Origin of the sequence: Roseofilum capinflatum BLCC-M114 (assembly GCF_030068505.1) — a bacterium.
In the GTDB taxonomy this organism is placed as follows: domain Bacteria; phylum Cyanobacteriota; class Cyanobacteriia; order Cyanobacteriales; family Desertifilaceae; genus Roseofilum; species Roseofilum capinflatum.
In genome coordinates this window covers 1-22,550 of the sequence record NZ_JAQOSO010000119.1, presented here as the reverse complement: position 1 = coordinate 22,550, position 22,550 = coordinate 1, and the positions used below count along the sequence as shown (strand labels likewise).

Annotated in this window: 21 protein-coding genes; 10 read left to right on the top strand and 11 right to left on the bottom strand. The window is 46.8% G+C overall.

What is annotated here, in order from left to right:
- Positions 1 to 62 precede the first annotated feature (62 nt).
- On the bottom strand, positions 63 to 1,214 hold the full coding sequence (locus PMG25_RS23525; RefSeq protein ID WP_283766351.1) for a Re/Si-specific NAD(P)(+) transhydrogenase subunit alpha: 1,152 nt from the start codon (positions 1,212 to 1,214) through the stop codon (positions 63 to 65).
- Positions 1,215 to 1,463: 249 nt separating this feature from the next.
- On the opposite strand from PMG25_RS23525, the gene PMG25_RS23520 reads away from it, so the two are divergent.
- Both PMG25_RS23520 and PMG25_RS23515 read left to right on the top strand, forming a co-directional pair.
- Positions 1,464 to 1,700, top strand: coding sequence for a DUF433 domain-containing protein (locus tag PMG25_RS23520; RefSeq protein WP_283766350.1), 237 nt, complete (start codon positions 1,464 to 1,466; stop codon positions 1,698 to 1,700).
- A 168-nt stretch (positions 1,701 to 1,868) separates the two neighbouring features.
- Positions 1,869 to 2,093, top strand: coding sequence for a DUF5615 family PIN-like protein (locus PMG25_RS23515; protein ID WP_283766349.1), 225 nt, complete (start codon positions 1,869 to 1,871; stop codon positions 2,091 to 2,093).
- Positions 2,094 to 2,270: 177 nt separating this feature from the next.
- Here PMG25_RS23515 and psbA read toward each other — a convergent pair whose 3' ends face one another.
- The 3 genes from psbA to PMG25_RS23500 all read right to left on the bottom strand — a co-directional run bounded on the left by psbA (position 2,271) and on the right by PMG25_RS23500 (position 5,340).
- Positions 2,271 to 3,353, bottom strand: coding sequence for a photosystem II q(b) protein (gene psbA, locus PMG25_RS23510; RefSeq protein ID WP_283766348.1), 1,083 nt, complete (start codon positions 3,351 to 3,353; stop codon positions 2,271 to 2,273).
- A 143-nt stretch (positions 3,354 to 3,496) separates the two neighbouring features.
- Positions 3,497 to 4,522, bottom strand: coding sequence for an ABC transporter permease (locus PMG25_RS23505; protein ID WP_283766347.1), 1,026 nt, complete (start codon positions 4,520 to 4,522; stop codon positions 3,497 to 3,499).
- 185 nt (positions 4,523 to 4,707) lie between these two features.
- Complete coding sequence (locus tag PMG25_RS23500) at positions 4,708 to 5,340, bottom strand: VC0807 family protein (RefSeq protein ID WP_283766346.1); 633 nt, start codon at positions 5,338 to 5,340, stop codon at positions 4,708 to 4,710.
- A gap of 195 nt (positions 5,341 to 5,535) precedes the next feature.
- Between PMG25_RS23500 and PMG25_RS23495 the strand changes: the two genes are divergently transcribed.
- Together PMG25_RS23495 and PMG25_RS23490 are read left to right on the top strand one after the other, a co-directional pair.
- A complete protein-coding gene (locus PMG25_RS23495) occupies positions 5,536 to 5,880 on the top strand; it encodes a hypothetical protein (protein WP_283766345.1) in 345 nt (114 codons plus the stop codon).
- A gap of 50 nt (positions 5,881 to 5,930) precedes the next feature.
- Positions 5,931 to 6,575 (top strand): Uma2 family endonuclease, encoded by a 645-nt coding sequence (locus PMG25_RS23490; RefSeq protein ID WP_283766344.1) that lies wholly within the window; start codon positions 5,931 to 5,933, stop codon positions 6,573 to 6,575.
- Between the two features lie 435 nt (positions 6,576 to 7,010).
- On the opposite strand, the gene PMG25_RS23485 is transcribed toward PMG25_RS23490, so the two are convergent.
- Together PMG25_RS23485 and PMG25_RS23480 are read right to left on the bottom strand one after the other, a co-directional pair.
- Positions 7,011 to 9,905, bottom strand: coding sequence for a sensor domain-containing diguanylate cyclase (locus PMG25_RS23485; RefSeq protein WP_283766343.1), 2,895 nt, complete (start codon positions 9,903 to 9,905; stop codon positions 7,011 to 7,013).
- Positions 9,906 to 10,183: 278 nt separating this feature from the next.
- On the bottom strand, positions 10,184 to 11,557 hold the full coding sequence (locus PMG25_RS23480; RefSeq protein ID WP_283766342.1) for a serine/threonine protein kinase: 1,374 nt from the start codon (positions 11,555 to 11,557) through the stop codon (positions 10,184 to 10,186).
- Between the two features lie 189 nt (positions 11,558 to 11,746).
- Between PMG25_RS23480 and PMG25_RS23475 the strand changes: the two genes are divergently transcribed.
- From PMG25_RS23475 to PMG25_RS23465, 3 genes are all read left to right on the top strand, one after another.
- Positions 11,747 to 12,406 carry a peroxiredoxin-like family protein gene (locus tag PMG25_RS23475; RefSeq protein WP_283766341.1) on the top strand — a complete coding sequence of 220 codons (660 nt, stop codon included), beginning with the start codon at positions 11,747 to 11,749 and terminating at the stop codon, positions 12,404 to 12,406.
- A gap of 80 nt (positions 12,407 to 12,486) precedes the next feature.
- Positions 12,487 to 12,891 carry a GFA family protein gene (locus PMG25_RS23470; RefSeq protein WP_283766340.1) on the top strand — a complete coding sequence of 135 codons (405 nt, stop codon included), beginning with the start codon at positions 12,487 to 12,489 and terminating at the stop codon, positions 12,889 to 12,891.
- Positions 12,892 to 12,980: 89 nt separating this feature from the next.
- Entirely contained in the window at positions 12,981 to 13,484 is a 504-nt protein-coding gene (locus PMG25_RS23465; protein WP_283766339.1) for an anthrone oxygenase family protein, read from the top strand.
- Positions 13,485 to 13,717: 233 nt separating this feature from the next.
- Here PMG25_RS23465 and PMG25_RS23460 read toward each other — a convergent pair whose 3' ends face one another.
- On the bottom strand, positions 13,718 to 14,965 hold the full coding sequence (locus PMG25_RS23460; protein WP_283766338.1) for an FAD-dependent hydroxylase: 1,248 nt from the start codon (positions 14,963 to 14,965) through the stop codon (positions 13,718 to 13,720).
- A gap of 92 nt (positions 14,966 to 15,057) precedes the next feature.
- A complete protein-coding gene (locus PMG25_RS23455) occupies positions 15,058 to 15,309 on the bottom strand; it encodes a glutaredoxin family protein (RefSeq protein ID WP_283766337.1) in 252 nt (83 codons plus the stop codon).
- 167 nt (positions 15,310 to 15,476) lie between these two features.
- Here PMG25_RS23455 and PMG25_RS23450 point away from each other — a divergent pair, with 167 nt between their 5' ends.
- Positions 15,477 to 16,214 (top strand): phosphoadenylyl-sulfate reductase, encoded by a 738-nt coding sequence (locus tag PMG25_RS23450; RefSeq protein ID WP_283766336.1) that lies wholly within the window; start codon positions 15,477 to 15,479, stop codon positions 16,212 to 16,214.
- A gap of 42 nt (positions 16,215 to 16,256) precedes the next feature.
- On the opposite strand, the gene PMG25_RS23445 is transcribed toward PMG25_RS23450, so the two are convergent.
- Positions 16,257 to 16,856 carry a hypothetical protein gene (locus PMG25_RS23445; protein WP_283766335.1) on the bottom strand — a complete coding sequence of 200 codons (600 nt, stop codon included), beginning with the start codon at positions 16,854 to 16,856 and terminating at the stop codon, positions 16,257 to 16,259.
- A 20-nt stretch (positions 16,857 to 16,876) separates the two neighbouring features.
- Positions 16,877 to 17,941, bottom strand: coding sequence for a peptidoglycan-binding protein (locus tag PMG25_RS23440; protein ID WP_283766334.1), 1,065 nt, complete (start codon positions 17,939 to 17,941; stop codon positions 16,877 to 16,879).
- 153 nt (positions 17,942 to 18,094) lie between these two features.
- Here PMG25_RS23440 and PMG25_RS23435 point away from each other — a divergent pair, with 153 nt between their 5' ends.
- Entirely contained in the window at positions 18,095 to 19,840 is a 1,746-nt protein-coding gene (locus PMG25_RS23435) for an ABC transporter ATP-binding protein (protein WP_283766333.1), read from the top strand.
- A 46-nt stretch (positions 19,841 to 19,886) separates the two neighbouring features.
- Positions 19,887 to 20,687: a creatininase family protein gene (locus PMG25_RS23430; protein ID WP_283766332.1), complete on the top strand. Its 801-nt coding sequence runs from the start codon at positions 19,887 to 19,889 to the stop codon at positions 20,685 to 20,687.
- 51 nt (positions 20,688 to 20,738) lie between these two features.
- On the opposite strand, the gene PMG25_RS23425 is transcribed toward PMG25_RS23430, so the two are convergent.
- Positions 20,739 to 22,550, bottom strand: a 1,812-nt coding sequence (locus tag PMG25_RS23425) for a CHAT domain-containing protein (protein WP_283769323.1), incomplete at its 5' end; no start/stop codon positions are given.

Here is a 22,550-nt window from a genome sequence, read left to right as displayed (position 1 = left end):
CCAACAAGTTAAGAAGGGGAGTAAAGTCCCTCCTATGGGAGAGGGATATAGGGAGAGGGCATTTAACTGGCTACAGCAGACTGCTCACTAGCGAGGGCATCTTTCACACGCTGATTGCGGACTTCTCCGCCGTGGGTGACACAAGTGCCGCTAATAATATCGTCTTCAAAATCGAGATTTAACTCCCCTTCTTTCACCAGATAATTCAGCAGAGTCGAGATATTTTTGGCGTACATTTGCGAGGCATGAACCGCCATCGATGCGGGCAGATTGATCGGCCCAATGACCGTGACTCCTTCATAAACCACATCTTTACCCGCTTCGCTCACTTCACAGTTGCCCCCTTGTTCAGCCGCTAAATCAACAACTACCGAACCGGGTTTCATTTGGGCCACCATTTCTTTAGTCACCAACCGGGGTGCTTTTTTACCCGGCACTTGAGCCGTCGTAATCACCACATCCGCCGTTTTTACATGCTCGGCGACTAATTCTTGGGAGCGCCGTTTGGAGTCTTCGGAAATTTCCCGCGCATAGCCTCCTTCGGCTACGGTTTCTTCGTCAAGTTTCACTTCTACGAATTTCGCGCCCAAACTTTGGACTTCTTCCTTAACTGCGGGACGGATGTCAAAGGCTTCTACGACAGCACCAAGTCGTCTGGCAGTGGCGATCGCCTGCAAGCCAGCTACTCCCGCCCCAATGATAAACACCTTTGCCGGTCGAATCGTTCCCGCAGCCGTCGTTAACATGGGGAAGAACTTAGGCAGAACAGCCGCCGCGATCAACACCGCCTTATAACCCGCAACCCCCGCCTGAGAGGATAAAGCATCCATACTTTGGGCGCGACTGGTACGGGGAATCAGTTCCATACTCAAAGCCGTGACCTGAGCATCAGCCAACTTTTGCATCATTTCCGGTTGAGCCAAGGGATTTAAAAAGCTAATTAACACTTTTCCAGGAGTCAATAGCCCCAATTCTTCTTCCACAGGAGAGCCGACCTTTAAGAGGACATCCACTTCCTTCCATAATTTCTCTTTATCAGAAATAACCTGCGCTCCCGCTTCCTCATAGGCAGAATCCGCAAAATAGGCTTGCTCTCCTAGGCCAGATTCGACCCAAATTTCTAACCCCTGTTTGCTCAACTTGGCGATCGCATCGGGAATTAGAGCAACTCGGCGTTCTCGATATTCAACTTCTTTAGCAACTCCTATTTTCATGGATATTCCTCTTCTATAGTGATCGATTAGCTATTGATGAACTAGCACGCTGGCTGGATGGATAGCACCGACTGGATTTGAGTAATTTGCATTTGGTTCTTATGGATCGTAAGCCCATCCCTGGCAACCCGGAAGGATCTTTAACTTATTTTATGAATTAGCGGGACTTCAAGACCCCCATCTCCGAAATGGGTGGCGATCGCCTCTATGCCACAATAGAGAAACAGTCAATATACTGGAGGGAGTCTCATGGCGATCGCCGATCTAGATCGTATTACCATCAATCCAGAAGTATGCCTTGGACAACCAACGATTCGGGGAATGCGGATCACCGTAGAATTTGTCCTCAAACTACTCGCTAGTCAGTTATCTGTTCCAGACATTTTAGAGTCGTATCCAGAACTCGAAGAAGAAGACATTCGTCAGGCTCTCAATTATGCAGCCTGGGCAGTATCCGATCGCGTTGTTCACTTCACTTCAGCATGAGTCGTCTACGTTTAATTGCCGACGTTCATATTTCTCCTGTGACAGTTGCAGCTTTATAGCGCTTCGCGCTAGGGAATAGGGAATAGGGAATAGGGAATAGGGAATAGGGTTGTAGTACATGGCTTTGAGCCTTTAAGACTTTACACCATAACAGCGCAAAGCGCTGTTATGGTACAGGGCTACGACATAGTACGCACCACAGATGTATTACCTCCGACTGCTGCTGATGCGGAGATTTTGGAAGTGGCGAGGGTAGAGAATCGGGTGATTTTAACCCAAGACTTAGATTTTTCTATGCTGGTTGCTCTCGGCAATTATGGACTCCCTAGCCTAATCACATTACGGTTGTCCTCTGTAAAACCAGAAAAAACTCCTAGATGTTTTACCTATTAAGGGGGGTTGTGGGGATCTTTCCCTGCTGTACCTCATTACAGCGCAAAGCGCTGTAACATTTACGGACTTGATATCACTAGAGTAACTCAATTCTCAAGCCCAACCAGAAAAGCCAAAAAAAACGCCCCCCTGACGGAGAGCGTTTTTTTTGATTAAATCAGTTTATCAAAACTCGAATTAACCGTTGATAGAAGGAGCAGTTAAAGCTACAGGAGCAGCTTCACCAGCCGCCAAATCTAAGGGGAAGTTGTGAGCGTTACGCTCGTGCATTACTTCCATACCCAGGTTGGCGCGGTTGATTACATCTGCCCAGGTGTTGATTACGTGACCTTGAGAATCCATGATGGATTGGTTGAAGTTGAATCCATTTAGGTTAAACGCCATGGTGCTTACACCTAAAGCTGTAAACCAGATTCCAACTACCGGCCAAGCTCCTAAGAAGAAGTGAAGGCTACGGCTGTTGTTGAAGGATGCGTATTGGAAGATTAAACGTCCGAAGTATCCGTGAGCGGCTACGATGTTGTAGGTTTCTTCTTCTTGTCCGAATTTGTAACCGTAGTTTTGAGATTCAACTTCGGTGGTTTCACGAACTAAGGAAGAGGTTACCAAACTACCATGCATAGCGGAGAACAGTGAACCTCCGAATACACCGGCTACTCCCAGCATGTGGAAGGGGTGCATGAGGATGTTGTGTTCTGCTTGGAATACAATCATGAAGTTGAAGGTTCCGCTAATTCCTAAAGGCATTCCATCAGAGAAGCTTCCTTGTCCGATGGGGTAGATTAAGAATACAGCAGTTGCAGCAGCTACAGGGGCGCTGTAAGCTACGCAAATCCAAGGACGCATTCCTAAGCGGTAGCTCAATTCCCATTCACGACCCATGTAAGCGAATACACCGATCAGGAAGTGGAATACGACGAGCTGGTAGGGGCCTCCGTTGTACAACCACTCATCTAAGGAAGCTGCTTCCCAGATGGGGTAGAAGTGCAGACCGATCGCGTTGGAAGAAGGTACAACAGCACCAGAGATGATGTTGTTTCCATACAGCAAGGAACCAGCTACGGGTTCGCGGATGCCGTCGATGTCTACGGGAGGAGCTGCTACGAAAGCGATGATGTAGCAGATAGTAGCGGTTAAGAGGGTGGGGATCATCAGTACGCCGAACCAACCTACATAAAGGCGGTTTTCGGTTGAGGTAACCCACTGACAGAACCGCTCCCAAGCGCTCGCGTTGGAGCTTTGTTGAAGAGTTGTGGTCATGTTTATATGATGGCTATGTATTTTTCTAGGTTCTGTGGCGGTTTTTTTCCGTCCACATTTCCAATATAAGTGACTTTGTTTAGTTTTGTAAAGCCCTTTTAATTTAGCGATCCTGATGATTAACATTAACTAAGCTTATATATTCAATAGCGAATCCGGGGATCGACATAAGCATTCAAAATATCGATCGCAATACTGGCCATCACCACAATAGACGCGAAGAAGACCACAACCCCCTGAACGGTAGTGTAGTCGCGTAAGCTAATCGCCTCATACAACCGATTCCCCAAACCCGGCCAAGAAAACGTCACCTCCGTCAACACCGTTCCCCCCAACAGCGCTGCCAGGGTCAAGCCCAAAATCGTAATCACCGGAATCAGGGCATTTTTCAGGGCATGGGCCAACAAAATCCTCAACTCCGGAATTCCCCTTGCCTTAGCTGCCTCCACATAATCCGCCTTCAGAGTTTGTTGCAAATTCACCCGCACAATGCGCTCAAAAATCCCACTAAGCAACAACCCCAACGTCAAAGACGGCAGGGCCAAATGATGAATCGCCACCCAAAGCTGGCCCAAATTCCCCGTTAACAAACTATCTATCACATAAAGTCCCGTTGGCCCCTGGGGAGGCGTTTCCCCCAGAGCAAAGCGAGTGCCCAGGGGAAACCATTGCAGTTCTACCGCAAAAATTAACTGCAACAACATCCCCGCCCAAAACGGCGGCACAGAATAAGTAATAATGCTAAACAACCGCGCCCCCACATCCAAAGGTGTATGGGGGCGAGAAGCTGCCAACGTCCCAATCGTAATCCCGATCGCCAGCGCCACCGCCATACTGCACACCGCCAACTCCATCGTCGCCGGAAAATGCAAGCCAATGATATCCCAAACCGTTTGTCCGCGACTGGTTAAGGATGTGCCTAAATCCAACTGCAACAAACTGCCCAAATAATTCAGGTATTGCAACCCCAAGGGTAAATCTAACCCCAATTGTTGTCGTAGCTGTGCCTTCGCCTCTGCGGATGCTCTGGCTCCATAAATGGCATCTACCGGATCGCCCGGAGTCGCCCTTAATAGTAGGAAAACCAGGGTGACAATCAGCCACAACATCAGGGGAGCCAACAGCACACGGGTCAGAATATAATACTGAAGAGCCTTAGAACGGGACATAAAAGCGGTAACTTAACAATCAGTCCCTATTTTAGGGGCGATCGGGGGCCTCAATAGCTGAGAATTTCCAGATCCACAGGAGCCGTTCCAGAATGGAGCATCTCCGATCTCCCTCGCTGCTACCCAAGATTCACATGATCCAGAGGAACTATAGCAGTCCCCTTGAAAGGGCGTTCAACGTACAACTAAGATCGGTTCCAATACCATCTTGGAAACCAAAAACTAAAGGCTACTAGCACTGCCAACAAAGGAGTGCTAAAAGCTGTACGCATAATTAGAAAAATTTCCAGTGGCAACCAAATTTGGGAGAAAATTAAGAATACTGCCGCCATTAGATGTACAATTGCCCATATGATAGTGAGAATGACCCAGGCAGACTGAAATTCTTCAGACTGCCTAAATTCCCCTAACTCCTGTGATTTCGGAATTTCCCCCATAGCTTCAGCAAAGACAAGTATTAAGGGGCGAGAAAATCCTAATGAGCCAAGAAAAATCAATCCCCAAAGCGTATGATCGATCGCTGCTGTAGCCAGATAAAAGTCTGGATTAAGTGTAACTATTATGCCCACGATTTCAATCAGAGTTAAAGGGATAGATAATACGGCAAAGAGATTGATTTTCTTAAATGCTAAATGAGTGATTGCAGCTACTCCAACAGCCCAGCCAGCCGCTAAAAAAGCACCAATCAAAGGCTTCTCAAAACGATGAAATAGATAAAAGATTCCAATTGGAATCAGCCCTCCAATGATGAACTGCTTCCAGGGGAATCGCCGTCTCATTGAATACCACCAAGTGTCCGCTTGATTTCGATTTTTCATGTGATTTCCCTCTTTGAGTTTAGCTATGCCCTTCAGAGTTTAAGTAGGTAGCTGAAGATATGGAAGTTGTAGAGTAGCGGGTTCATAATTGGGCGCGATCGCTTTCTAGCAGAGTAAGTTTTGCAACAACTTTTCTGATGTCTAACTCATTCTCGCTATATTGTAGCTGGTTCACATTGGAGGCTAGTTTTGTTTATGCAACGGTTCCTACGCCTGGATGGATTTACGAGAGCAGAACGAATTGGGATGACCTATCGTGTAAGTGAGGCAATTAATCAAGCGGGAGCTTGGATTACCAACTTTCACCTCTACTCAAATCTCCTGATTTGCATCAATTTCCAAGTTCCGATCGCTAATTTAAACAGACTCGCTGCAACGCTACAGGAGACAGGTTTGCAGTTGAGCCAAGAGAGTTTAGAGCAGCTTATGCTTGCCCATGACTCAACCCTGAAAGAGCAAGAGCTAGTCGGGACATTGCAAATTACCTTTGTACATAACGAACCTGACTTACTCCGAGATATACCTGCTGTTCCAGGGTAAGAATTTTGGATTTGATATAAACTAAAATCAGTCAGTGGTCAAAGAGATAGATGATTTCTGGAATTGCGACCCACCAACAGAAAACGCTGGGAGAACAGCGATTGGCGCTGCATGGATTAGCGTGGGAAAACTATCAACAGATTCTCCAGGGCTTACCGGAAAGTCGCGCAGTACGGCTGATTTACGATCGCGGAACGCTAGAATTCATTATGCCCCTAGAAGACCATGAATTTGCGGCTGAGTTGATTGGGGTCTTTATTCGCGTGCTAGTCGCAGCCATGGGATTGAAGCTCAAATCTATGCGCTCGACCACTTTAGCTCGTCCAGACTTGGATCGCGGTGCAGAACCCGATAACGCCTACTATATCCAAAATCAACCTCAAGTTGCGGGTCGCAGGGTTGATTTACAGCAAGATCCGCCCCCAGATTTAGTCGTTGAAGTCGATATTACCCACACAGATATGGATAAAAATCAACTGTATGCGGCTCTGGGAGTGCCGGAATTTTGGCGCTACGATGGGCAAAAATGGCGCATTTACCGACTGCAAGGAACAGTGTATCAGGAATGGGAGCGATCGCCGACCTTTCCTCTCGTCGAAAAAGCAGATTTATATCATTTTTTACAGCAAGCCCAAGAAGATGAAATCGCAGCAGAACAAGCATTGCGTCAATTAATTCAGGAAAGAATCGTTTAACAATCAATAAGCGAATTCAACGTACAACTAAGATCGGTTAGATGTACAATTCCCCATATGATAGTGAGAATGACCCAGGCAGACTGAAATTCTTCAGACTCACTAAATTCTCCTAACTCCTCTGAGTTCGGAATCTCCCCCATAGCTTCAGCAAAGATAAGTATTAACGGGCGAGAAAATCCTAATGAGTTAAAGGGTTCCAGGGGAAGCGCTGTCTCATTGAATGCCACCAGGTTTCTGATTGATTTTGATTTTTCATTCTATGATACCACGATCAGAATATAATACTGGAGAGCCTTAGCACAGGGCATAAAATCGGTAACTTAACCCTTCAGTTGCACAACCAGTCCGTATTTTAGGGGCGATCGCTTTCTAGCAGAGTAAGTTTTGCGACAGAAGACTTAAAAAAACTTTTAGACTAGCTATATCTAATGATTATGTATTATCAACGCAAACACGATTTCTACCACTATTCTTCGCTTCGTAGAGAGCCTTATCAGAAAGTTCTATGAGTTCACCAAATGTAGCAAAATTCTTAGCTTTTTTGTACATTGATATACCAATACTCACTGTCATGGTTATGCAGTCTACACCCGCCATAATTGGTGTTTTTTCAACTTCAATTCTTATTCGTTCAGCTAATTTCTGACCCGCTTCTAATGAAATTTCTGGAATGACTGCCAAAAATTCTTCTCCACCCAGCCTTCCGAATATATCATTGCACCTAATATTCTTAGAGATAATTTCTGAAAAAGCGATTAATGCAATATCACCAGTCTTGTGTCCATATCGATCGTTGATGGATTTAAAGTGATCGATATCGAACATCATACATACAAGCGAAGTTTGGCCTTGCTTGATACGCATAAACATTCTTTCGGCTAAATCTAATAAATGCTGTCTTGAATAAACTTGCGTTAAGGCATCAAATTCAACCATTTCACGCAGTTGGTTTTCCGCATTTTTGAGTTCGCTAATGTCTACCCATTGACAGACGACATTTTTCAACTTTCCTTGTGAGTCCATGATCGGGAACATATAGACATCGATATACATATCCCGTGCTGCTTGAAAAGCAATATCATTAATCTTTGTCCCTTGCCAAAAAATCGTAAAATGCGCTGGTTGATGCGTCTCGAAAACAGACTGCACTTTCGGCATCACACCTTGCGCTTTCAGGTTATCGTCCTGAAAAACGTTATATGTGCCGACAATCTGATCGTCCGGTATATTCAGGGTTTCACATACAATACGGTTGACCTGGATGACTGTCCCGTCGCGATCGGATATCCACATCCCGAACATACTTAAATCAATCAGCGTATTCAGAAACTCCCTAGCGGCATGAATTTCTGCTTCAGCCTGTTTGCGATCGGTAATATCATTATTGGTCAACACAAGGTGGCCAGAAATCAATTGCGCGTAGATCTCGCATATTTTGACAGACCCATCCCGGCAGGTAATATGATATTCACCAGTATTCACGGCGGTTGTCGAGTGTTGCATTCTTTCTAGATACGGCTGCGAGCGATCCATTACCTCCTGGCGGTATTGGGGATCGGGATAAGCCAGGGAAAACCATTCGGCAGGCGTTTGGGGCTGATGTCCAAACAGTTCTTGTGCGCTTTTACTCCAATGTAAAATATTTTCACCCGCCGCATCTAAAACAACAACCGGGAATGGGCTTTCATTAACGAGGGTGCGGAACTGTTCTTCGCTTGCTTTGAGAGCTTGTTCAACTTTTTTTTGTTCGGTAACATCTCTGTTTATTCCAAGGACACCAAATATTTGATTGTTCTCATCTTTGAGCGGGATTTTTACACTATGCAAAAAACGAGTTTCACCAGAAACGATTGCTGTAATCGTGTTTTGAACAATCTTTCCGCTTAATACTTCTAGATCGTATTGATGGTATCCTATGATTTCTTTGTCGGGGTTGCCTTCCAGCAGTTCAGCATCCCAACCGTTCTCCAGATCGGTTTTGCCAATCAACTCAGACGGTTCTTTATTAACTCCTTGAGCAAATTTTCGATTGCATAAGATTGTCTTTAACTCCTTGTCTTTGACAAAGATATAATCAGTTGAAGTGTCAATGACATTACGCAATAAACGTTCGCTTTTCTTTAATGCTTGCTCTGCTTTTTTGATGTCAGAAATATCACGAAACTCGACGACCCGAGCTGGCTTACCATGATATTGAATAGCCTTTGCATGAAGTCGCAACGGAAAAATTGTGCCATCCTTTCGGATACCTTCCACCTCATACGACTCTTCAGATCCTGAGATGATCTTGTCCATCACCAAGTCACGCCAGTCCGGTGCAATGAGAAGAAGGCCATCCATGCCGACCAGTTCGTCATAGGAATACCCTGTAATATTGATTACGCCTTTTGAAAAATCAAGAATACGTCCTCGATCGTGAATGATACTGCCGCCGAAGGATGGATTATAGAATAATCGGTGGCGTTCTTCACTTTCTCTCAAAGCATCTTCGATTTGTTTGCGGTCGGTGATGTCTGTCCCGGTACTTATGAAATATTCCCCAAATGAAACACTGGTCATGTGGTAGAACTGACCCGTTGGTGGGAAATAGGCTTCCCATGTGTAGGGTGTACCTTCTGAAAAAATCTTTTTCACAATGGGCATGAACTGCTCCGTTGCATCATAAGAGAAGATTTCATTGGTGGTTTTGCCGATAATTTCAGGACGGGTTTTGCCCCAGGCTTTGAGAGCAGCAGGATTGACCTCTACCAATCTCCAGGTCTTAATCGCACCTTGTTCATCACGAACGAGCTTCCAGAGATGTACCTCGTGCATCATATTCTCGAACAAGTTCCGATATCGTTCCTCACTTTTTTTAAGTGCGCTAATGTCCATAAAGGTGGTGACAATTTGGCTGAGGTGTCCGTTTTCATCAAACTCCGGGATTGCTGTATCGAGAACCCACATCGGTTCGGCTTTGTCGCTTTGCTGAATGCCCACCACCAGGTTGTGGACGGGTTTTTTCGTCTTAAGAACCCGCGACACAGGATATTCTTCAACCGGCATCGGGCTGCCGTCCTCCCGCAAAAATGTCCAAGCAGTATCGGTCAATTCCTTTCCAAGCATCTGCTCGCGTGTTAAGCCAAGCATGATTTGCGCTGTCGTATTACTTTTAATTACGGTTCCATTCTTCCCATGAACCACTACCCCGGCTTGTATGCTGTCGATCGATTGGCCAATACGGCTTTGTTCTCGGAGCGTTTGGCTTGCCTCCAGCTCCTGAACCCTCTGCTCCAATTCTTCATAGGTCAATCTTTTAGACATATAACGCATCAAGGTGTCCTCCATAGAAGAGGGATAGCGATGAACCTCTCTCGATTACTATTCTAACCTAGCCTTTGTATGTCAAGACTTGAAGCTGTTTTTGCTTACTTTCTAAGCTAGATGATAATTGTGAGAATTTTGTGAATTCGATTAAAGTGAGGAGTGCGAACATCTTGCTCGCTGTTGTGTTCCCTATTCCCTATTCCCTATTCCCTATTCCCTATTCCCTATTCCCTATTCCCTATCCCCTATCCCCTATTCCCTATTCCCTATTCCCTATTCCCTATCCCCTCGTCATCAAATTAAGTATCATCCGACTGAGAATAGAGCCAGTCTTGGATTTCATGGGTAACCCAAGCGGCTTCATTGGGTCTTATACCAGGAGCAATTCCATAAGTGTATTCTCCAGTATAATTGTGGCAATGGAGTTTTACCAGGGTGCCATAGTGTTCATGGTGAATAAAGACCCCCATTAACTGTTCGGATAAACCGGTTTGGGTTAGGTAGCTCCAACCAAATAACTTCCTTTCGATGGTAAACTCCTCTTTCTCAAACGTGACTTGGGTTTCAGTCGCTGAAAATAACAAGATTAGGACAACAATGGTTAAAAACACAACGAGCAAAATCAAGGGATTGTGAAGAAGTCTGAGAACGCCCATAAACATCGTCCGGGTAATCATCAAGCTGGCTAAGATGAGGGCAAGGGTTCTGAAGGTATTGCGCTCAAATCTAGGAGGTATTTCTAATTTTAGCGAAGTGGGCGATCGCCAAATGTCAATCAGGGTGTTGTCCGGTTTTGGGACATGGCCAAACTTAGCGCTCTGGGTGGTGGAGATCTCCACCGGTTGGGTATAGAGTTGATTGAAGGCTTCCTGAGCGCTGCTAAACCGCTTTTCTAGGGCTGGATCGGTCATTTTCTCGATCCAGGTGATGAAATAGGGATTGAGTGTCGAGCGATCGCGAAATTGAATTCGATTGTCTCGATGGGGCAGATCGATCGGCGGAACCCCAGTCACCACATGAATCAACGTCGCGCCTAATGCATAGAGATCTGAAGCCGCAACCGCACGCCCCCAAAACTGCTCCAACGGTGCATAACCACTCGTTCCTACCACCGTAAACGTCACCCCAGTCACCGCCGCTTGCGATTGCACCGCCCCAAAATCGACTAAGTAAACCTGCCCATCCTCACCCAAAATAATATTACTCGGCTTAATATCCCGATGCAGCACCGGGGGACTCAAGCGATGTAAATAGATCAGGATTTTCAACACAGAAGCCGCAATATCCTTCACCTCCTCCTCCGCAAAACGCCCCCCATTCTCCAACCGCTCCTGCAACGATGCACCCGGAATATACTCCTGCACCAACCCAAACCAAGGAACCCCTCCCCCCATCTCTTGATCCAGAGAAAAATAATCCCGATATTTCGGAATACAAGCATGATCGAGCGCTTGCAGCACCTGCGCTTCCCGTTCAAACAACTTCAGCTCATCCCATTGCATCTGAGGATTAAACGCCAACAACTTCAGGGTTACCGATTCATTACTGGTTAAATCCGTAGCCAACCAAGTTTGACGACCTGCCGCCGTCCGTCCCAATTTCCGGTGTAGCTGATATTCTAGGGGTTGGGAAGACGTTGATTGAACGGATAACACTTGTTCCGCTTGCAACATAGGAGAGGGAGTTTCCAATGAGATATAGATATGCTGTAGGAGCGAAGGCCCTTCGCACCAATATTCCTACTATAGCAATGAGCCACGGTTGTAGGGGCGGGTTTGAAACCCGCCTCCTAGAATTTCTCACCGTAGATTAATTTTCAAGCAGTATTCTAGACAAGATAGTGAACTAATCAAGGGATATTTATGGGTTTAACTGAAGATCTAGAAAACAGATCTCAAGCCGTCTTTGCTAACCTCTCTGCAACCATTAAAGCCAGAATGAAGGAAGCAACTGAGGAATTACACAGCTCTGGCATCATCCAGCAAGCTTGCCAACAAGGAGATATGGCTCCTGATTTCTCCTTACCCAATACCATGGGAAAAACCATAACCCTCAGTGAGTTACTCCAGAGCGGCCCTGTCGTTCTCTCCTTCTATCGAGGACAATGGTGTACGTTTTGCAACTTGGAATTACAAGCTCTTGAGCGGATTTCGCCCACTTTAAGGGATTTAGGGGCAACTCTTGTTGCTATCTCCCCTCAAACCTTCGAGAATTCATCCCACATGGTTGCTAAACATGAACTCACCTTTAACGTTCTGAGCGATCGCCATAATTCCGTTGCTCGAAGCTATGGCTTGGTCTTTCGCTTACCCGAATCTCTGCGCGTCATCTATCAACGGTTGGATATCGATCTTCCCGCTTACAATGGCGATCAAACCTTTGAATTACCCATTCCAGCAACCTACGTTATTCGTCAAAACGGTCAAGTCGCTCTATCTTTTGTCAATGCAGATTACACGCAACGCCTCGATCCTCGTGACATTATAAAAATGTTACGCTCCCTTAAAAATGGGCAATTTTAAGCAAAAAGACCATGACCCATTACCAAAATAAAGCGCTTTCAGTGTACACTCGACACAGAAATTTATTCCAGGACGTTGCCATGAAAGCGACAGGACATTGCCAGTGTGGTGCAGTTACTTACTCCGCCGAAGATGTAGAAACTGATGTGTACAGTTGTCACTGTAATATCTGTCTGCGATGGACGGGTGGCCCTGGGTTTGCGGTAAGTGTGGGACAAGTCACCTTTGAGGGTGAGGCAAACATGAGTCGGTTCGATTCCTCAGAATGGGCCGAGCGCGGATTTTGTAATCGTTGTGGGACTCATTTGTTCTATCGCTTGAAAGAGGGCGATCAGTATATGCTGTGGATGGGAACTTTTGATGATTTAACTCAATTTAAGCTGGCGGGAGAAATTTTCATTGACAAGAAGCCCCACTTATACGATTTAGCAGGCGATCATCCACGGTTAACTGGGGAAGAATTTATGGCTTCAATAAGCAATTAACAATTAACAATTAACAATTAACAATTACAGCGTTTATCGCTGTTATGACTAGCCCGTTATGACTAGCCCGTAGTGCAGGAGTGTTTTCGATGCCAATCGAAGGTTTTTTTCAAATTACATTGATACTAGCTACATTTTTATGTTCTCTGGTGGCTGGCTTCCTCCTGGCATTTGCGATCGTCGTCATGCCAGGGATAACACAATTAAGCGATCGCGAATTTATTCGAGCCTTTCAAGTCATCGATGGCATTATCCAAAATAATCAGCCCGTTTTTGTCTTCCTTTGGCTCGGTTCCATCCTCTTTTTAGTCGCGTCCGGTATCCTGAGTCTGGGACAATTGGATAGCGTTGGGTATCTTCTCATCATCTTTGCCGTACTGACTTATATTCTTGGTGTCCAGTTACCGACATTCACGATTAACATCCCCCTGAATAAGCAATTGCAAGCGTTGAAGCTCGATGAGATGGATGAAGCCACCTACCAGTCCGCTCGTCTCGACTTTGAACCCCGTTGGAATCAATGGAACTTAACCCGAACACCTCTAGCCTGTTTCGTCTCGGCACTGTTAATCATTCTTCTCTTCAGACTTTAAGTTAATGGCTTCCCCTCATCCCCCTACCCCCTTCGGCTACGCTCAGGGCAAGCCTTCTCCCGCAGGCGCTGTCCTGCTTGCCCTGAGCGAAGTCGAAGGGAGCGAAGCCGAAGGGAGAAGGGGGAAAGTCCCTCTCCCGTGGGAGAGGGATATAGGGAGAGGGACTTTCCTGTTGCACAACTCATTTAGACTAGCTATATGAACCAATACTTTCAAGAAGTAATGAACAATTTTTAATTGACCTCTGGAGCGCGTCCCATTAAACCGGTCATCAATCTAAGGGAAAGATAACGACCGATGCGAAACTTCTGTAAGAAGAGTAATCCTAAACGGCGTATCCAAACCACGGGTAACCAGTCGGTGGAAAATGTGCGGTCTAAGAAATCGGTAAAACCGAGAATCATCCAGTTTTGAGGTTTGCGCCACTGTTGATAGGGTTTGAGGTTCTCTAATTGGCCGATATCTTGGTTTTGAGTATGGGCGGTTTTGATGACTTCGGCTAAAGCAGCAGCATCACGAATGCCTAAATTGAGGCCTTGTCCTCCGACGGGATGGCAACAATGGGCGGCATCTCCAGCCAGGGCAAGACGATGCTCGACGTAGCGATCGCACTGCATTAATTGTACCGGAAACACAAACCGAGGCCCATCAAGCTCTAACCGTCCTAAAATACCCGCCGTCCGATATTCTAAGCGACGCAAAAACTCCGCCTCATCCAACTGTTGCAGAGCTTCAGCTTGTTCGTGGGGAGATGTCCAAACCACCTGTACCCGATTTCCCGGCAAGGGCAAAACCCCCATGGGGCCGGTATACCAAAACCGTTCAAAGGCCACATTATTGTGGGGTTTTTCCGTTTTAATCGTGGTTGCCACGCAAGACTGCCAGTAGCGCCATCCTTGGGTCGAAATTTGGGCCCCTTGGCGAATGGCAGATTTAGAGCCATCAGTTGCCACAACCAAGCGACTCTGAATCACCATCGGTTCCTCATGTTCGGCAGAGTTGACCCAAATCTGGGCAAAATCGTCAAAATATTTCACCTCTTGCACCTGTGCGGGACACACCCACTGAATCTGAGGGGATTGATTAATTTGCTGTTGTAGCGCCGTTAAAATTACCCGATGCTCCCCCACATAACCCAGATGATCCATGCCCAAATCTGCCGGGGTTAAATCCACTACCCATTGATTGGCATCCGAGATCTGAATATGGTCAAAGGTGACGATTTGAGGCAGGATTTCTTGCCAAACCCCTAATCGATCAAAAATCTTGCCAGACATCAAGGTAAGGGCATAGGCTTGCCGCTTTGAGGCCGCTTTCTCTTGGGGTTGAGCCTCAATTAGGGTAATGCTTAAGCCAGAGTCTTTTAGGGCACAAGCTAAGGTCGCCCCCACAATGCCGGCTCCCACAATGGCAATATCGGTTTTGTAGGTGGGGTGAGGGTGAACAGAGGGTTGAGCTGTCAGGGGTGCAGCAGCGATCATAGGTCAGGCGATCTTGACATCTAAAAGCAGTATTCTTCTGATTATTGTGACGCAGCGATCGCTTCTGAGCAAGGTCGCCATTCCCCCATTCTCTAGCTATATTTGGCTAACATCTTCTCCAATTGGGCAACTGTTCCCCTAGGAGAGAGACGGGGTAAGCGCTGAGGGGGAGTGCTATCGACAACCAACACCGGTATTTCGTATTCGTAAGCCTGCCACCAAGTGTCATTGGTGGTAATATCCCGAACTTCTAACTCAAAGGCAACCTTCTGCACTTGTTCGAGCTTTTCCTGCAATCCCTCACAGAGATGACAGCCGGGTTTACTGTATAAGATTAAGCGCATAATCAATGATTTTACGAAAATTTTACGAATGATTGCCATCCCATTGTCTCACTGAAGGTCGCTTTTCCACAGCACAACCCCAGAGGACAAATCAAAAAATGGATCGGCACAATCTTAAGGTAAACTAAAGATTGGAGGTCACACCATAATTAGGGTATTCAGTGTTCATGACCAATCTGACCGCAACTTCAGGCCAAGTTCACACCAACCTCGACTTACAGGAACTTAATCGCCGATTCAGTCATACCCATCCCTTGCATATCATTGGTTGGTGCTTGCAGAACTTTCCTACGGGCTTAGTACAGGCAAGTATTTTTAACGTCGATGATATGGTGATTACAGATATGCTGTATCGCTATCTGTGTCCAGAGCAAAAAATTCCGGTACTGTTTGTCGATACGTTATATCATTTTCCCGAAACTCTAGCCTTTGTCTCGGAAGCTACAGCCTGCTATGACCTAGATGTGAAGGCGTATAAAATGGCTAGTCTTCCCACACGCAAAGCTTTTGAAAAGTCCTACGGTAAAAGCTTATGGGAACGCGACTTAGAAAAATTTGCCACTCTCACCCGTCGAGAACCCTTGGAACGGGGGCTTAAGGATCTAGAAGCGATCGCCTATCTAACGGGAAGACGGCGCGATCAAATGACTAGCCATCATCAGATCGAGATCCTTGAACTTGATTCAATGGGACGGTTGAAAATTAATCCTCTCGCCTGCTGGCGAGGCCGGGAAACTTGGGCTTATGTATATGAACATGAGGTCATGTACAACCCTCTCCATGACCAAGGCTATCCCTATATCAGCGATCGCCCCACTACCTCCTTAATTCCCAAACCCGTTGAAGATGAAACCCTCAAACGGTGGAGAGGAAGCCATAAAACCGAATGTGGGATTCGGTTTTAATGCTGTCCACAAGGGACTTCAAAGCTTAGACTCAAGATCAACTTATGGGTGAGCGGTGGCGATCGCAGAATTGGCCATCTCGATTAACCGATCCTTTTCTCCAGCCTTCAAGCCAATACGATAGTGTCCTCCAGCCTGTTCCCACATCACAACAGCATCAGAACAATTGGCCCCACAAGTTGCCGGAACAAAATACCCGGTAATCCCTTGAGCGAGATTAACCGATTCTCCTTCTTCTGGAGCCATCAAGGGCCCCGTTTGCCCAGAAATTTCCCCCCAACGACAAGCAGTTCCCCCGTTACAATCGGGAGTAAATCCCAGCAGTACCTGATATTCAGAAGCGGAAACTTCTGTCGTCAAGGCATAAACTGGAGAAGTTTCCTTCTCTTCAGGAAGCAGACTCGGTAGGATAACAGGCAAATCCGTCTGATTTTCCAACTCCGATAAAATGGCGGCAAACACCTCATGGGGACGTTTAATCTCAGCCGTTAGAGTTGGGGTCGGTTCTCCCCCTGAGAGATCCTGGGGACTTGAGGCTCCTGAAGAAGCAGAAGACCGGGAAGCCGGTGAAGTTTGACAAGCGGCAAGGGTGACAACCATTAAAAGAGTCATCCACTTGACAGAAGTTAACCTAATATTCATAGTACAGATGGCGATAGACGCTACAGAACTCTGTAATACTCTTCGGCGATCGCCCCAATCAGTCCGGCACGATCTAAACCATTAATAATTCGCCGAGCGCCCCGAAAATCCCTAGTTGACCCCGAAATAAAATGGCCCAAGCGATACCCCGTAAAGGTTCCATCGCGCATCCCAATCACCAGAATTCTCGCTGCGATTTCCCAATCTTTGGCTAAACTGGGATTTCCCACCAAATCAATCCCCAACCGTTGAGACCAGTCCGTATAATTGCGCCGTCCCGTAATTTGTACAAACCCCCGTCCCTTATAACGAGGCCCATCTCCATATTGAGTATTGCCCAAATCCGAGCGATACTCATAAGCCCAACCACTGGCAAACTCTTCCATCCATTTACCTAACCGGGATTCATGCTCGGCCGTAGCCAAAATATAAGCAATCTGTCCCAGATCTTTCACATTCGCCGCCTCAGCTTCCCGGATAATCAACGGAATCGAATCCCAAGCATAGGAGCGCACATCAGGATAAGGAATCGAGTAAATCACCTTATCGAGATCGATAGACAAGACCAAATTGCCATAGGGTAAATAGGTTTCCACCTCTTCACCGGCTAACATTGACCAGGTTTTTTGCCCTGCTACCCCATCAGCCACTAAATTATTGTCTCTCTGGAATTCCTTGAGTGCCGCTTCTGTCCCATCGCCAAATAGACCATCAACCGGAGAGTTGGCCGGTAATATATTAGCCTTTTTCAGCAACTCTTGCAGGATTTTGACCTCATCCTTCAAATCTGTAAACGTAATCCCATCCCACTTGCGTAACACGGGATAGCGCAGTTTTTTCGGGGTTGCCGACTCCAGAGCTGTCCAGGTATTTGGGCCCACAAAGCCATCGGCCCTTAAGCCTTTCTTGGTCTGGAATGCTTTGACCGCTTGTTCGGTAATCGAGCCAAAGAGACCATCCACTGGATCGGTGGGTTTGAGTACCCCCGCTTCCTTGAGCAGGTTTTGCAGGTACTTAACCGGTTCTTTGAGGTCGGGGTAATAGATGCCGTCACCTTTTTGTAAAATGGGCTTGTTGCTGGCCATAATCGGTTATGGGTAGGTGTAATTGTGATTATCTTTCAAAAATATCAGGATTCTCATTCAATAGGGAATAGGGAATGGGCAACAGGCAACAGACCATCCTCCCGACACTCTCCCCGTATGTCACCATAGTAAACAGTCTCCAACCCTTTCCCTATGGCTCAATCGAATTTACAAAAACTCGGATCTTACCTGCGTCCCCATTGGAAATCAGCCAGCTTAGGTATTTTTGCTCTTTTGATTGTCAATGCTGTGGGGGTTTATCTTCCTCTGCTGATTCGGGATGGGGTGAATAATCTACAGGTGACGTTTAGCACCCAAACGGTGGTAAGTACGGTGCTGTGGTTATTGGTGTTAGCCTCGATCATGTGGGCCATTCGCATGGTTTCGCGGATTCTGTTGTTTGGGGTGGGTCGTCAGGTAGAGTTTGACCTCAAACAAGCGATATTCGGGCATTTCCTGCGCCTAGATTCGGGGTATTTTGCCACGCATACGGTGGGGGACTTGATTAACCGAGCGACCTCGGATGTGGATAATATTCGCCGTCTGCTGGGGTTTGCCGTGTTGAGTTTGGCCAATACGCTGTTTGCCTATGTGCTGACGTTGCCGGTGATGTTATCGATTCATTTGCGTTTAAGTGTGTTGGCGATCGCCGTTTATCCGTTAATGTTATTCGCCGTCCAGATTTTCAGCAACCGACTCCGCAAGGAACAACAGGACGTACAGGAAGAACTCTCTCGTGTTAGCGATCTCATCCAAGAAGACATGAGTGGCATTTCTTTAATTAAGATTTATGCCCAAGAAGACAATGAACGGCAAGCCTTTCGCCAGTTCAACCATCAATTACTCGGCGCAAATCTGAAGTTAGCCAGAACTCGTAATTTTCTCTTTCCCTTAGTGGAAGCCTTAGCCTCCTTAAGTTTGCTGGTGATCTTGTGGATGGGAACTCAAGAAATTGCCAGAGGTTCGATCACGATTGGAGACTTTTTAGCCTTGCTGCTCTATGTGGAGCGCTTAGTCTTTCCCACTGCTTTATTAGGCTTTACCATTAGTGCCTATCAGCGCGGAGAAGTGAGCATTAACCGCATCGAAGAAATTCTCAAAGTACAACCCAAAATCAAAAATGAGTCCCAATCTCTAGAAATCAAAACTGCTGCTAAAGGTCAATTGGTGGCCCGTCACCTCAGCTATACCTATCCCGGCAGTTCGACTCCGGCGCTAAATAATATTAATTTTACCATTCATCCCGGTGAAACCATTGCCATTGTTGGCCCCATTGGTTCAGGCAAATCAACCCTAGCCAAAGCCCTACCCCGACTGTTGCCCATTCCCCAGGGTCGAGTGTTCCTGGATAGTTATGATATTACGAAGCTAAATTTAGCGGACTTGCGATCGGCGATCGCCTTTGTGCCTCAAGATAGTTTCTTGTTCAGTACGACGATTAAAAATAATGTGCGCTATGGTGACCCTCTGGCGGAACAATTCAGAGTTGAAGGGGCGGCAACGGTTGCCCAAATTCATCCAGAAATTCTCAATTTTCCTCAGCATTACGAGACTCTAGTCGGTGAGCGAGGGATTACCTTATCAGGAGGACAACGACAGCGATCGGCTTTAGCGCGAGCGTTGCTGATTGATGCGCCGGTGCTAATTTTAGATGATTGTTTATCGAGTGTTGATAATCAGACGGCAACCGGAATTTTAAGAAACTTGTCTACCGGCACGCGCAAAAAAACTGTATTGTTTATTTCTCATCAACTGTCGGCTGCGGCAACGGCCGATCGCCTCTTTGTCATGGAACGGGGGTGTATCGTACAAGTGGGAACCCATCGAGAACTGATCGAGCAAGAGGGACTCTATCAGACGTTGTGGAATAAACAACAGTTTGAGGAACTGCTGAAATAGAACGTAGACCCATTAGCCCTGACCAGTAACCTGCCCTATAGAAATTATGCATAGCTTTATTCCTCCCCATCGCTTTTTCCCTTATCTAACCTGGACAGAAATTCGGGATATGCCGGATAAGGAGAAGGTCGTGATTGTGCAACCGGTAGGGGCAATTGAGCAACACGGGCCCCATTTACCCTTAATTGTAGATTCGGCGATCGCCACTGGAGTCTTAGGAAAAGCCCTAGAACGGCTCCCGGAGGATATCCCCGTCTATGCCCTACCGCCCCAATATTACGGCAAATCGAACGAACACATTAAGTTTCCCGGAACCGTTACCCTCAGCGCCCAAACCCTGCTTGCGGTACTCAAAGAAGTGGGAGAGAGCATCTATCGGGCGGGTTTTCGCAAACTGGTGTTTCTCAATGCCCATGGGGGACAACCGGAGGTGATTAATATTATCGCCCGCGATTTACATATCCAATACCCGGATCTGATGGTATTTCCCTTGTTTGTATGGCGGGTTGCGAATGCATCAGGGGAATTACTAAAACAACAAGAACATCCAGACCTGAGTATTCACGCAGATTTGGGAGAAACCAGCTTGTTGCTCTCCCTGCTTCCAGAGCAGGTGCATATGGAGCGAGCGGTTAAGGAGTATCCCCAAGGGTTACCGGGTGCAGATAGCTCACTGTCTTTGGAAGGCAAATTGCCCTTTGCTTGGGCAACCCATGAACTGAGCCAAAGTGGGGTATTTGGCGATCCGACGGGCGCAACGGCTGAAATCGGCGATCGCCTCCTAGACTCTCTGGCTCAAAGTTGGGCGCAGGTGCTGCAAGATGTCTATAATTTTTCTAGGGCATAGCAGCCAGTCAACCGGTCTCCAACGGATACCCAGGTTTAATGTTTAATGGGCTTACCAAGGGGAACCAATCATGGTAAATCCTGACCAGTAATAGGGATGGGCTAAAGGCCGCTCTGCTACATTCCCGGCTAAGACCGGAGGTAGAGCAACATTACCGCGACTGGCTCGTAATTGACCCCCTTCAATACGCACTTCACCCCTAAGCATGGCCAGTTGTGCTTCCCGCAAAGCATCAGATTTGAGTTGGGCATTCCTCAAATAATCATAGAACTGAGTCATGAGGGCTAATGTCCCTTCATCGGAGACATACCACAGACTGGCTAAAGCACTTTTCACCCCCGCTTGTACCGCTAATCCGGCAAATCCTAACTCGGCGGATGGATCGCCGACTGCGGTACGACAGGCACTCAAAACTAACAATTCTACTTGGGGATTATTCCATCCCAATGTTCTTAAATTATCAAGAGTCAGTTGCTCATTCCACAGTTGAATATAGGAATTTTGGGGCGATCCTGAGTTAAATTCTGCATGGGTGGCTAAATGGATGATCGCCGAAGGCGCAAACTCCCGTTGAGAGACTAAATTATTACGGGTAAAGTCATTATTCAAAAACCCTTTGCCTCTCCATAAATTGTTAGTAATCGTCTCAATCTCCACAGGAACCGCAGGTAAGGGCGCTTGTTCGCTAAACTCAGAGGCTCCAAAGGCTAATACTTCAGCATTTTCTAGGGACTGGTATTTGGTATCCGTCAAGAGGACAGAAGGAATTAAGCCCAAATTATATTTTTCAATCAGGAATTGTTCCCCATCATGCAGGGCCGCTACCGGAATAGACCGTAATCCCACATCCATACTGAAGACTAAAACATCGGTTCCTGCCTCTTCTAACTGATCTTCTATGGGGGCAATTAACCATTGATACAGTTGTTGAGCATAGGGCAAATAGCTGGTGCTATTGCGTTTACGGGGATTGGTTAATTCGCCTCGAAAGTTTTGGATCGTTTCCAGGACTTCAGAGCGTTGAATATTGGGAACACTTTTATAAATTGCTTGACCTCTGGGCGTAATTAAGATGAAATCCAATTGATCCGGGCGGGACAAAACATAGGTGACTACTGTGGTTTTGCCGGTCAGTTCTTCAATTTCAGCTAGACGCTCTTGGAATTGGGCGATCGATTGAATGTCATCATCAACTTTAAACTCTTCTCCGGTATACAGGGATAATTGCTCCATGAATAAGTTATCAATGGATAAGGTGGCTTGATCTAAATTCCCTGCATCCAATTGAGTATCAATGTTATTGCGAGCAACTTGTAAGGATTCTGACCGGGCAAGGCGGTTAGAACCATTAGCAGTATTCTGTCTCGGTTCACCAGACTCTTGTGTGTCTTGGGGTTGGTCGGTTTGTCTGGTATCAGGTTGGTCTTGTGAGGGTTCGGCCCCTTGAGTTTGGCGATCGGGAGACTGTTGTAGGGTCGGTTCTCCACCGCGAGAATTTTGTAAACCGGGTTCCCCCACTTGACTGGCAGGGCTTGCGGGGCCACGATCGCCTACCTGCTGATTGGGGGATGTAGGATTGTGTAAACCTTCTTGGGTGGGATTCAACTGGTTAACCCTTCTATCCTGGGCAGGTTGCTGTCCTCCATTCTGTGGAGGTTGCTGCCCTCCATCCTGGGCAGGTTGCTGCCCTCCATCCTGGGCAGGTTGCTGCCCTCCATCCTGGGGAGGTTGCTCTCCTCCATCCTGTGGAGGTTGCTCTCCTCCATCCTGGGGAGGTTGGTCGCCTCCATCCTGGGGAGGTTGGTCGCCTCCATCCTGTGGGGGTTGCTCTCCTCCATCCTGTGGGGGTTGCTCTCCTCCATC